The following is an 11678-nucleotide window of genomic DNA, read 5'->3' as shown; positions in this document are numbered from 1 at the left end:
CACCAAGCCGTACTAGGAGCTTTGGAGGAACCCTACAAAAATCGGCGACGGTCATCGCCTGTCTGGGATGATTTTCGGGCCCCTGCGGTCATTGTCTGACTCGGGACGGGTGCGACCCCCGGGGCCACCGGGTCGAGGCGCCCCACGGTCAACGCCACCTGAAGCGCGAACGCGTCCCGGGGGACCAGCGGTGAGAAGCCGGTCACCTCGGCGACCCGCTTGAGCCGGTAACGCACCGTGTTCGGGTGCACGTACAGCGCCCGGGCGGCGCTCTCCAGCGTCCCGCCCGCGGCGAAGAAGGCGTCCAGCGTCTCCAGCAGTTCGCCACCGGCGCGGGCCAGCACCGCGTACACGTCGTGCCGCAGCCGGCGGCGGGCCTCGGCGTCGCCGGCCAGGGCCCGCTCGGGCAGCAGGTCGGCGGCGGGCACCGGGCGGGGCGCGGTCGGCCAGGCCGGCGCCGCACGGAACCCGGCCAGCGCGGCCCGCGCCGAGTCCGTCGCCTCGTCCAGGCTGGGTACGGCCGGACCGACCACCACCGGCCCGTCCCCGAACGCGGGAAGCAGCTTGTCGGTGGCCCCCAACGGGTCGGCCGCCCCGCCCAGCACGATGACCAGCCGGTCGCCGTGCACGCCGCCGATCACCTCGACCCCGATCCGGCGGGCCTGCCGGTAGACGGTGTGCAGCACGGCGGCCACCTCACCGCCGGGCGATCGGCCCACCGCCACCGCCACCGGCGGCGCGTCCGTCCAGCCCAGCGCCGCCGCCCGGCTGGCCAGCACGTCCGGCGAGTCGCCGCGCAGCAACGCGTCCACCAGCAACGCCTGAAGCCGGGCGTCCCACGAGCCACGCGACTCGGCGGCGCGGGCGTACACCCGGGCGGCGGCGAACGCGATCTCCCGGGAGAACCGCAGCACGGCCTCCCGCAGCGGCTGCTCCTCGCCCTCGGCGGCCAGGTGCGCCACCTGTTCCTCGACCACCTCGATGGTGACCTTGATCAGCGCCACGGTCTGCTGGAGGCTGATCGAGCGGGCCAGGGCCTGCGGCGCGGCGGCGAAGACCTCGTCGGACACCTCCTGGCTGCTGTCGGTCGCGCCGCCGCCCTGGCGCAACCACTGCACCAGCGACCGGACACCGGCCTGGGCGACCAGCATGACCCAGGCCCGCTGGTCCGCCGGCAGCTCCCGGAACCAGGGAAGGGCCTCGTCCATCCGCGCCACGCTGGCGGTGGCCAGCGCGCCCGCCGCCCGTTCGATCCGGCGCAGTGTGGCCGACAAATCGGTTCCGCCCGGTTCACTCACCGCTTCAGCCTGACATGCCGTGACCAGCGCCTCCACACCGAGGGGGTCAGGTGTGGGCCGGCACGGCGCAGCGGGGTGCGCCCACCAACGATCGGTGAGAATGACCTCCCGTGGCCGATACCCGCAACGCCCGTGCCGATCTCGCCCGGGACCTCGCCGCCACCTGCCGGCTCACCGGCCAATTCGTGCTCCGGTCCGGCCGGATCGCCGACGAGTATCGGTTCGAGGCCGATCCGGTTCTGCTGGACCGGGCCGAGGGCGGCGCGGGCGGCGCAGGGGGTCACGCTGCGTGCCCTGGTCACCCGCGCCGACCTGGACGCCGCCCGCTAGCCGCGGTCCGTCTGGTGGCCGGCCGACCCGGTACGCGCTGGACAGTCCGTCGGACCCGGCCAGTACGGTGTGAGGTGGCACGCCGGGGCGACCGCCTGACGGCCGAGGGTGAACGTGAGGAGACCGGGATGGCGCACGGGGAGGCCGAGCACGGCTGCGCCCAGGGCGAGCCCTGCCGGCCGGGTCACCACGAACAGCCGGCGTCCGCCAAGCACCCCCGCCGGACGGGGGTGACCCATCCGGTCGAGCCGCCGGCCGGGCGAGCGCCCGAACGCGGCCACGACGACCCGCCCGCGCCCCGGCAGCGGGCCGCCGAGCCGATGGTGCCGGCCGTGCCCGAGCCGGTCATCGAGCAGGGCTGCCGCAGCGCCCTGCCCGGCTGGGCGGGCGCGCACCGGCACGGCGCCGTCCGCCCCCGCAGCCGTACGGTCCGCCAGGAACGACCGCCACGCCGCTGGTGCTGATCCGGACACCCCCGGGACCGGCTGGTGCCCGGGGGCCGGTCGCCGGCCCGGCCTCAGCGGGTACGCCGGCGGACCAGCAGCGCGATGCCGGCGAGCCCGACGGTGATGACCACCATCACCCCGGCGTTGAGCAGCAGCAGCCGCTGGAGTTCGTTCATCGTCGCGTCGAGGTCCTGCCCCGGGGCAAGCGAGTCGCCCGGAATGACCCGTTGGCCGCCCCCGACGCCGCCGCTGATCGTGTCGAACTGCCGCTCCAGCGGCACGCCGGCCGCGCGCAGCGTCTCGGACATGTTCAGCCGGCCGAAGAACCAGCCGGCCAGGGTCTTACTCCGGTCGGGTTGCTTCGCCGGCCGGTAGATCCGCGGCCCGCCCTTGGCCAGCGGGTAGAGGTCGTAGGTGTTCTTCGGGACGTCCCCGGCCAGCACCACGACGGTGTACTTGGGACCGAGGTCCGCCGCCTGTGGGCCGCGCGGCTGGCCGGTACGCCCCAGCCAGTCGACCTGGTCGATCACCGTGGTCACCTCGGCGGGGTGGGTGTCGGCGCGCAGCCGCAGGGGTTCGTCCAGCTGATCGCCGGTGATGTCCACTCCGGCCACCGCGGGCTTGGGTGCCGCCGCGTGGGCCGCGGACGGGCCCGCCAGGGCCAGCGCGCACACGGTCGCCATCACCGTCCCGGCTACGGCCACCAGCAGCCGCCTCACCCTCCGGACCATCGCCGCCTCCTCGCCCCGTTCGATGGCTGGCTTCCGCTGCGGGTCACGCTTGCTCGGCCGATGGTGATGGCCGCCCGGCGAAGACCGGTGCCCACTGAAGAGACTCCGTGGAACGTCGCTCGGTTGCAGCTGCTGGAAGAGTATTTGGAACTATTTGCGATCTGGGACCGACCAATTGAACGGCCGATGATCAGCGGCCGGATCGTACCCGGACGGAGGGGCTCATGGGGGGCAGGCTTGCTCGTGTGGCGCGTACCTGGTTGGTGGTTCTCGGCGTGGCGCTGGGCGGGGCCGCGCTGCCGGCCAGCCCGGCCGCCGCGCACAATTCGCTGACCGGCAGCGTCCCGAAGGACGGGGCGCGCGTGGCGAGCGCCCCGAAGCAGATCGAACTCCGGTTCCTCGCCACACCGGACCCCAGTGCGATCAAGATCACAGTTGCCGGGCCGGACGGCGTGCCCGCCTCCGGCGGTGAGCCGACCATCTCCGGCAAGCGGGTGAGCGTGCCGTTCACCCCGGGGCCGGCCGGCGAGTACACCGTCGCGTACCAGGTCGCTTCGGCCGACGGCCACCAGGCCAGCGGGAAGGTCACCTTCACCCTGACCACCGGCGCGGCCACCGCCACCCCCTCGGCCGACGCGCCACCGACCACCGTGCCGCCCACCAGCCCGGCGGCCGAGCCGACCAGCGCGCCGACGGCCGACGCGACCTCGTCGGCGAGCCTCGAACCGGCCGCCTCGCGCTCCGCCGACGACGGCGGCGCCGGGCTGTGGTGGGCGATCGGGGCGGTGGTCGTGCTCGGCGCGCTGGGGGGTGGGCTGCTGCTCCGCCGCCGTTCCGCGCGCCGGGGCTGACCGGCACGCGCCGACACCGGCACCGGACCGGCCGCGCGGCCCGTCCACGAAACACACCGGACGCGAAGGGGCCCGCCGGTCAGCCGGCGGGCCCCTTCTTCGCGGGCGTCCAGGGTCAGACCAGGCGTACCCGGGCGGCGCGCAGCCGGGTCAGGGTGCGCTCGCGGCCGAGCACCTCAAGGGACTCGAAGAGCGGCAGGCCGACGGTACGACCGGTGACCGCGACCCGGACCGGGGCCTGCGCCTTGCCCAGCTTCAGGCCGCGCTCCGCGCCGACCGCCTCCAGCGTGGACTTCAGCGACTCGGCGTCCCAGGACTCCAGCCCCTCGAACGCGGCGATCGCCGCGTCCAGCAGCTCGGCCGCGCCCTCCTTCATCGCCTTCGCCCAGGCCGCCTCGTCGATCAGCGGGTCGGCCAGGAAGAGGAAGTCGACGTTCGGCACGATTTCGCTGAGCACCGCGATCCGGGTCTGCGCCAGCGGCGCCACCGCGGCGAAGGCGGCCACGTCGAACTCCTCCGGCTGCCAGGGCGGCGGGGCGATGGTGCCGGTGCCGGTCAGCCACGGCTGGCACTCCGTGATGAAGTCCTCGACCGGGAGCGCCCGGATGTACTCGCCGTTGAACGCCCGCAGCTTCTTCTCGTCGAAGAACGCGGGGGAGGGGTTCACCTCCTCCAGCCGGAACTCCTCCTCGATCACCGACCAGGGCACGATCTCGCGATCGCCGGACGGCGCCCAGCCGAGCAGCATCAGGTAGTTGCGCATCGCGTCGGCAAGGTAGCCCTCGTCGCGGTACGCCTCCAGGGCGACCTTGTCCCGCCGCTTGGACAGCTTCTGCCGCTTCTCGTTCACCACCACGGGCACGTGCGCCCAGACCGGCGGCTTGACCCCGAGCGCGTCCCAGAGCAGCTGCTGCTTCGGGGTGTTGGGCAGGTGCTCCTCGGCCCGGATCACGTGGGTGATCCCCATGGTCATGTCGTCGACCACGTTGGCGAGCAGGAACACCGGTGAGCCGTCGCCCCGGGCGATGACGAAGTCCTCGATCAGCTTGTTCTCGAAGGTCGGCTCGCCGCGGATCAGGTCGACCACCACCGTCTCGCCCTCGTCCGGCGTACGGAAGCGCAGCGCCCGGCCCTCACCCGGCGGCAGCCCGCGGTCACGGCAGAAGCCGTCGTAGCCGGCGTACTGGGAGCCGGTGCGGGCCTGCACGTCCTCCCGGGTGCAGTCGCAGTAGTACGCCCGGCCGCCCTCGTACAGCCGCTGAGCGGCGGCGCGGTGCTCGCCCGCGTTCGACGACTGGAAGTGCGGGCCCTCGTAGCTGCCCCGCTCGATGCCGATCCAGTCCAGCGCCGACAGGATGCCCTCGGTCCACTCCGGCTTGTTGCGGGCCGCGTCGGTGTCCTCGATGCGGAGCACGAACACCCCGCCCTGCTGCTTGGCGTAGATCCAGTTCTGTAGCGCCGAGCGGGCGCCGCCGACGTGGAACATACCGGTCGGGGAAGGGGCGAAGCGTACACGTACCGTCACGTCCCCCAGCCTACGGCGGCCGGCGAGCGAATAAGGAAGGGCCCCTTCTTAACGCCTCGTGGGGGTAAAGGGTCCCTTCCTAACAGCTCAGGGGACCGAGCGGATCTTCAATACCAGGGCGCTGCCGAGGAGGGTGACGGCGGCGGTGGCCGCGTACAGGGTGGGATAGCCGCCCAGGTGGACCACGATCGGGGCGGAGAGCGCCGGGCCGAGCACCTGCGGCGCGGAGTTCGCGATGTTGATCACCCCGAGGTCCTTGGCCCGGTCGGTGGCGGCCGGCAGTACCTGGGTGATCAACGCGGCGTCCACCGCCAGGTAGACCCCGTATCCGCCGCCGAGCAGCAACGCGGCGACGACCGCCATCGGCCAGACCGGCGCCACCGCCAGCAGCAGCGCCGCCACCGCCATGATCAACCCGGAGACGATCACGAAGACCCGCCGCCGGCCGGACCGGTCCGACAGCCGCCCGGCCACCACCGCGGTGAGCATCATGCCCAGCGTGTAGAGCAGGATCAGCACCAGCAGCGCGCCCTCCGGGTCGGGCACACGCACCCCGTCGGCGAGGAAATACAGCAGGTAGAGCGTGCCGAGCGCGTTGCCGGTCTGCACCAGGAACCGGGTGAACCAGGCCCAGGCGAAGTCGGGGTGCCGGCGCGGGCTGATCCACAGCGAGGCGAGCAGCCCGCGTAGCCGCAGCGCCGCCCGGTGCTCCCGGGGCAGCGGGTCGTCCCCGGTGAGCAGCGTGAACGGCAGCGACAGCAGCAGCATCGCGAGCGCGACCGCGGCGTACCCGGCGGCGTTGCCGGTGACCACGGCGGTGACCAGCACCGCCCCGACCACCAGGCCGAGCGCCTGCGGGATGCCCACCCAGCCGGAGACGCTGCCGCGCTGGGCGACCGGCACCCGGTCCGGAAGGGCGGCGGTGAGGCTGGCCAGCATCGCGTTGAAGCACACCTGGGCGGCGACCCAGCCGAGCGCCACCCCGACGATGCTGTCCTGCCGGGCCAGCAGCACCAGGGCGAACGCACCGAGCACCGCGCCGGACGCGGTCCACACGTGCCGCCGGCCGAGGTGCCGGCCGGCCAGCCGGAGCACGGTACGGTCGGACAGCGCCCCGGCGAGCGGGTTGGCCAGCACCGCGGCGAGCGCGCCGAGGCCGGTGACGACGGCGAGCATCGCCTCCTTGTCGCCGGGCGCGATCCGCGCCACCTGCTCGGGCAGCAGCACCTGGATCGGGGTGAAGAAGGCCATCCAGACGCCGAGGTTGGCCGCGAAGATCAGTGCGATCCAGCTCCGCCGTACCGGCACGGTCGGTTCGGTGAGCGCCGCCGGCAGCGCGGCCGGCGGCGGGTCGACCGTGGTCACGGCCGTGCGATCCGGTCCCGGAACCAGGCGTACGACGACTTCGGGGTACGCCGCTGGGAGGCGTAGTCGACGTGCACCAGGCCGAACCGCTTGGTGAAGCCCTCCGCCCACTCCCAGTTGTCCAGCAGCGACCAGACGAAGTACCCGGTCACCTCGACCCCTTCGTCCATCGCCGCGCGGACCGCCCGCAGGTGCCCGTCCAGGTACGCGATCCGCTCCGGATCGTCCACCCGGCCGTTGGCGTCCGGCTCGTCGTCGTACGCGCAGCCGCTCTCGGTGACCTGGATCGGCGGCAGCGCGGCGCTGTACCGGTCGCGTAGCTGGACGAGCAGTTCGCGCAGCCCGTCCGGGACCACCGGCCAGTCGAACGCGGTGCGGGGGTAGCCCGCCAGCGGCACGATCTCGAACGGCAGCGGGGAGCCCTCCTCGGCGGCCCGGACGCCGGTCGGGTGGTAGTAGTTCACCCCGAGCACGTCGAGCGGGGCGGCGATCACGTCGAGGTCCCCGTCGCGGACCACGCCGGGGTCGAAGCTCATCCCCTCCGGGTAACCGAGGCCGAGCAGTGGGTCGGTGAAGAGCCGGTTGTGCAGCGCGTCGTACGCCGCCCCGGCGGCCCGGTCCGCGTCGCTGTCCCCGGCTAGCCGCACCGGGGAGTAGTTGTTCGCAATGGCCACCGGGCCGTTGCCACGGGCGCGCAGCGCGTCGACCGCGAGGCCGTGCCCGAGGAGTTGGTGGTGGGCCACCGGGAGAGCGTCGAAGAGCAGTGTCCGGCCCGGGGCGTGCTCGCCTGTGCCGTGCCCGAGGCTCATGTGGACGAACGGCTCGTTGAGGGTGATCCAGAGCTTCACCCGGTCGCCGAGACGGGCGGCGACCAGGTCGGCGTACTCGGCGAAGCGGTGCGCGGTGTCCCGGTCGAGCCAACCGCCGGCGTCCTCGAGGGCCTGCGGCAGGTCCCAGTGGAAGAGCGTGGCGACCGGGTCGACGCCGTGCCCGAGCAGCTCGTCCACCAGCCGCTCGTAGAAGTCCAGCCCGGCGGGATTGGCCGGGCCGACGCCGGTGGGCTGGACCCGGGGCCAGGCGATCGAGAACCGGTACGCGGACACCCCGAGCCCGGCCAGCAGCGCGACGTCCTCGGCGTGCCGGTGGTAGTGGTCGCACGCCTCGTCGCCGGTGCTGCCGTCGGCGATCCGCCCCGGGGTGTGGGCGAAGGTGTCCCAGATGGACGGTCCCCGGCCGTCGGCGGTGGTCGCTCCCTCGATCTGGTACGCGGAGGTGGACACCCCCCACCGGAAGCCGGCGGGGAACTCGGGCATCGGCGCGGTCGTCATTCGGCCTCCCGGAAGCGCGAAGCGTGTTCGCGACTCTAGGGGTACGCCGGGCGATGCGCCATAGGTCGGACGTGGACGGTCGCGCAAGGCTTTTCGGCGTGTCTTTTCCGAACCCGTCCGGTTAAGTCCGAATTTGCGCATACAGTTCCGAATATCGCGGATGTCCTTAGTGGGAGAAAGACAAATGATCCTCGTGGAACGCAGTGCGCACGTGATGGCGCCGGTGGAAGCGGTCTGGGACGTGGTGCAGCGGGCCGAGCAGTTGCCGGCCTGGCTGGCGGGGGTCCGTGCGGCCGAGGTCCTCTCCGGAGAGGGGTTCGGCCGGCGACAACGGGTCCAGGCCGGGCGCGGCGCGGCGCACGAGGCCGAGGTGATCGCCTATCAGGAGCCGACCCTGATCGGGTGGCGTGAGCGGGCCAGGGGCGCCGGTGCCCGGGCCGAGGCGCGCACCGAGATCTACGTACAGCTGACCCCGGACGAGGAGGAAGGCGGGACGATCGTGCGGCTCATCGTCGTACGGTGGCCCGCCGGGCCGGTCAAGGCCGCTCTGCTCCGGCTCGGCCTGCGGCGGGTCGGCGCCGACCTGGAGGACTCGCTGGCCCGGCTGACCGACCTGGCCGCCGTCGGCTGACCGAGCCGGTCCCGGGCGTCGCCCGCGATGGTGATGGTCCGGCGTTCCCGCCAGGGACGCCGGACCATCGTCAGCTTCGCCGCCGTCAGCCGGCCCGCAACTCGGCGATCGCCGCCGGCCCAGCAGGTGGCGTGAGCGATGCCAGGATCCGCGCACTTTCCCCGAAAGTGCTGCCTTCCGGCCTCATGAGGCAGCACTTTGCCTGAAGTTGCCGGTCTTGGAGCGTGCGAAGACGACGAAAAGGGGCCCGGCGCGGGTAGCGCCGGGCCCCTGTCGTGCCGGGTGGGTCAGCTGTCGCCGCCGGTCTCGCCGACCGGGGCCGCGTTGACGTCCTCCAGCGCGTACTTCTTGGCGGCCTCGGCCGGCACGTGGGCCGGCACCGCGCCGCGAAGGGCGAGCTGGCGCAGCGCCGCGACGGTCACCGACTCGGCGTCCACGTGGAAGTGCCGACGCAGCGCGTGCCGGGTGTCCGACATGCCGAAGCCGTCGGTGCCGAGCGAGGTGTAGTCGCCGGGCACCCAGCGGGCGATCAGGTCCGGCACCGCGCGCATCCAGTCGCTGACCGCGACCTTCGGCCCCTCGGCGTCGGCCAGCTTCCGCGCCACGTACGGCACCCGCTGCTCGGCGCCCGGGTTGAGCAGGTTGTGCTCCTCGCACTCCACCGCGTCGCGGCGCAGCTCGGTCCAGGAGGTCACCGACCAGACGTCTGCGGCCACGCCCCAGTCCTCGGCGAGCTGCTGCTGCGCCTTGAGCGCCCACTGCATGCCCGTGCCGGAGGCCAGCAGGTTCGCCTTCGGCGCGTCGGCGCCGAGCTGAGGGGCGGGGGAGTAGCGGTAGATGCCCTTGAGGATGCCCTCGACGTCCACGCCCTGCGGCTCGGCCGGCTGGAAGATCGGCTCGTTGTAGACGGTGAGGTAGTAGAAGATGTTTTCCTGCGCCTCGCCGTACATCCGGTGCAGGCCGTTCTCCACGATGTGCGCGATCTCGTACGCGAACGCCGGGTCGTACGCGACCACCGCCGGGTTGGTGGCGGCGATCAGCAGCGAGTGGCCGTCCTCGTGCTGGAGGCCCTCACCGTTGAGCGTGGTCCGGCCGGCGGTCGCGCCGAGCAGGAAGCCCCGCGCCATCTGGTCGGCCGCGGCCCACAGCCCGTCGGCGGTCCGCTGGAACCCGAACATCGAGTAGAAGATGTACATCGGGATCATCGGCTCGCCGTGGGTGGCGTACGAGGTGCCGGCGGCGGTGAACGAGGCGACCGAACCGGCCTCGTTGATCCCCTCGTGCAGGATCTGGCCGCCGGTGGCCTCCTTGTAGGACAGGAACAGGTCCCGGTCCACCGAGGTGTACCGCTGGCCGTGCGGCGAGTAGATCTTCGCGGTCGGGAAGAGCGAGTCCATGCCGAAGGTACGGGCCTCGTCCGGGATGATCGGCACCCAGCGCTTGCCGAACTCCTTGTCCTTCATCACGTCCTTGAGCAGGCGGACGAAGGCCATGGTGGTCGCCACCTTCTGCTTGCCCGAGCCGCGCTTGACGTCGGAGAACCGCTCGGTGCCCGGGATCTGCAGCGTCTTGTGCTGCGTCCGCCGGGTCGGCAGGTAGCCGCCGAGCTGCCGGCGCCGCTCGTGCAGGTATTCGATCTCCTCGGACTTCTCGCCCGGGTGGAAGTACGGCGGGAGGTACGGGTTCTCCTCCAGCTGCTTGTCCGGGATGTCCAGGTAGAGCCGGTCGCGGAAGAGCTTCAGGTCCTCCAGCGTCAGCTTCTTCATCTGGTGGGTGGCGTTGCGGGCCTCGAAGTGCGAGCCCAGCGTCCAGCCCTTGATGGTCTTGGCCAGGATCACCGTCGGCTGGCCGGTGTGCTCCATCGCCGCCTTGTAGGCCGCGTAGAGCTTGCGATAGTCGTGGCCACCCCGCTTGAGGTTCCAGATCTCGTCGTCGCTGAGGTGCTCGACCATCTTGCGGGTGCGCGGGTCGCGGCCGAAGAAGTGCTCCCGGACGTACGCCCCGGACTCCGCCTTGTAGGTCTGGTAGTCGCCGTCGGGCGTGGTGTTCATCAGGTTCACCAGGGCGCCGTCGGTGTCCGCCGCGAGCAGCGGGTCCCACTCCCGGCCCCAGACCACCTTGATCACGTTCCAGCCGGCGCCCCGGAAGAACGCCTCCAGCTCCTGCATGACCTTGCCGTTGCCCCGGACCGGGCCGTCCAGCCGCTGCAGGTTGCAGTTGATCACGAAGGTGAGGTTGTCCAGCTCCTCGCGGGCGGCCACGCCGATCGCGCCGAGCGACTCGACCTCGTCCATCTCACCGTCGCCGAGGAACGCCCAGACGTGCTGCTGGGAGGTGTCCTTGATGCCCCGGTGGTGCAGATAGCGGTTGAATCGGGCCTGGTAGACCGCGTTGATCGGCCCGAGGCCCATCGAGACGGTGGGGAACTCCCAGAAGTCCGGCATCAACCGCGGGTGCGGGTAGGAAGGAAGCCCGCCGCCCGGGTGCGACAGCTCCTGGCGGAAGCCGTCGAGCTGGTCGGCGCTGAGCCGGCCCTCCATGAAGGCCCGCGCGTACATGCCGGGAGAGGCGTGGCCCTGGTAGAAGATGTGGTCGCCGCCGCCCGGGTGGTCCTTGCCCCGGAAGAAGTGGTTGAAGCCCACCTCGTAGAGGGACGCGGAGCTGGCGAAGGTGGAGATGTGCCCGCCCACGCCGATCTCCGGACGCTGCGCCCGGTGCACCAGCATGGCGGCGTTCCACCGGATGTACGCCCGGATCCGCCGCTCGATGTGCTCGTCGCCGGGGAACCACGGCTCGCGCTCCGGCGGGATGGTGTTGATGTAGTCGGTGGTGGTCAGGGACGGCACCCCGACCTGGCGCTCTCGGGCCCGCTCCAGCAGGCGCAGCATGACGTAGCGGGCGCGCTTTGTCCCGCGCTCGTCGATGACACCGTCGAGCGACTCGACCCATTCGCTGGTCTCTTCAGGGTCGATGTCCGGAAGCTGGCTCGGCAGACCAGCGGTGATCACCGGGCGCTTGCGTTCCGTAGCCACAGGCGTTCCCTCGGTTCTGTGTGGGATTGGTCTCTAGCGCCATCCTGCCCCCTCGTGGCGCGTTCCGTCACGCCTCCCTCCCTCAGACGCGACGCTGAACACAGGTACTGGCCAGTAACATTGCGATATCGGGTCGTGCGG

Annotated in this window: 9 protein-coding genes; 3 read left to right on the top strand and 6 right to left on the bottom strand. The window is 72.2% G+C overall.

Features of this window, described 5'->3' with window-relative positions; translation table 11 throughout:
- Nucleotides 1-32 precede the first annotated feature (32 nt).
- Nucleotides 33-1298, bottom strand: coding sequence for a PucR family transcriptional regulator (locus GA0070604_RS23965; RefSeq protein WP_091122929.1), 1266 nt, complete (start codon nucleotides 1296-1298; stop codon nucleotides 33-35).
- A 458-nt stretch (nucleotides 1299-1756) separates the two neighbouring features.
- Here GA0070604_RS23965 and GA0070604_RS23960 point away from each other — a divergent pair, with 458 nt between their 5' ends.
- Nucleotides 1757-2092 carry a hypothetical protein gene (locus tag GA0070604_RS23960; RefSeq protein WP_091127371.1) on the top strand — a complete coding sequence of 112 codons (336 nt, stop codon included), beginning with the start codon at nucleotides 1757-1759 and terminating at the stop codon, nucleotides 2090-2092.
- Nucleotides 2093-2145: 53 nt separating this feature from the next.
- Here the strand turns inward: GA0070604_RS23960 and GA0070604_RS23955 are convergent, their stop codons facing one another.
- Nucleotides 2146-2805, bottom strand: coding sequence for a hypothetical protein (locus GA0070604_RS23955; protein ID WP_091122925.1), 660 nt, complete (start codon nucleotides 2803-2805; stop codon nucleotides 2146-2148).
- Nucleotides 2806-3050: 245 nt separating this feature from the next.
- Between GA0070604_RS23955 and GA0070604_RS23950 the strand changes: the two genes are divergently transcribed.
- Nucleotides 3051-3656 carry a copper resistance CopC family protein gene (locus GA0070604_RS23950; RefSeq protein WP_244162064.1) on the top strand — a complete coding sequence of 202 codons (606 nt, stop codon included), beginning with the start codon at nucleotides 3051-3053 and terminating at the stop codon, nucleotides 3654-3656.
- Between the two features lie 115 nt (nucleotides 3657-3771).
- On the opposite strand, the gene gltX is transcribed toward GA0070604_RS23950, so the two are convergent.
- From gltX to GA0070604_RS23935, 3 genes are all read right to left on the bottom strand, one after another.
- Nucleotides 3772-5181 carry a glutamate--tRNA ligase gene (gene gltX, locus GA0070604_RS23945; protein WP_091122917.1) on the bottom strand — a complete coding sequence of 470 codons (1410 nt, stop codon included), beginning with the start codon at nucleotides 5179-5181 and terminating at the stop codon, nucleotides 3772-3774.
- A gap of 87 nt (nucleotides 5182-5268) precedes the next feature.
- Nucleotides 5269-6546: an MFS transporter gene (locus GA0070604_RS23940; RefSeq protein WP_091122913.1), complete on the bottom strand. Its 1278-nt coding sequence runs from the start codon at nucleotides 6544-6546 to the stop codon at nucleotides 5269-5271.
- Nucleotides 6543-7874, bottom strand: a complete 1332-nt coding sequence (locus GA0070604_RS23935; RefSeq protein WP_091122910.1) for a GH1 family beta-glucosidase — start codon at nucleotides 7872-7874, stop codon at nucleotides 6543-6545. Before GA0070604_RS23935 ends, GA0070604_RS23940 begins: the two co-directional genes overlap by 4 nt.
- A 184-nt stretch (nucleotides 7875-8058) precedes the next feature.
- Here GA0070604_RS23935 and GA0070604_RS23930 point away from each other — a divergent pair, with 184 nt between their 5' ends.
- A complete protein-coding gene (locus tag GA0070604_RS23930) occupies nucleotides 8059-8505 on the top strand; it encodes an SRPBCC family protein (protein ID WP_091122907.1) in 447 nt (148 codons plus the stop codon).
- A 287-nt stretch (nucleotides 8506-8792) separates the two neighbouring features.
- Here GA0070604_RS23930 and aceE read toward each other — a convergent pair whose 3' ends face one another.
- A complete protein-coding gene (gene aceE / locus GA0070604_RS23925) occupies nucleotides 8793-11537 on the bottom strand; it encodes a pyruvate dehydrogenase (acetyl-transferring), homodimeric type (protein WP_091122903.1) in 2745 nt (914 codons plus the stop codon).
- Nucleotides 11538-11678 lie beyond the last annotated feature (141 nt).

This window comes from Micromonospora eburnea (assembly GCF_900090225.1).
GTDB classification, from domain to species: domain Bacteria; phylum Actinomycetota; class Actinomycetes; order Mycobacteriales; family Micromonosporaceae; genus Micromonospora; species Micromonospora eburnea.
Note: the sequence above shows the minus strand (reverse complement) of the source record. Positions and strands in the feature narration are given on the sequence as shown.

What these genes read in the sequence shown, in the direction of transcription:
- GA0070604_RS23935 (WP_091122910.1), bottom strand. Translation starts at nt 7,874, where the DNA reads ATGACGACCGCGCCGATGCCCGAGTTCCCCGCCGGCTTCCGGTGGGGG.
- GA0070604_RS23960 (WP_091127371.1), top strand. Translation starts at nt 1,757, where the DNA reads ATGGCGCACGGGGAGGCCGAGCACGGCTGCGCCCAGGGCGAGCCCTGC.
- GA0070604_RS23955 (WP_091122925.1), bottom strand. Translation starts at nt 2,805, where the DNA reads ATGGTCCGGAGGGTGAGGCGGCTGCTGGTGGCCGTAGCCGGGACGGTG.
- GA0070604_RS23930 (WP_091122907.1), top strand. Translation starts at nt 8,059, where the DNA reads ATGATCCTCGTGGAACGCAGTGCGCACGTGATGGCGCCGGTGGAAGCG.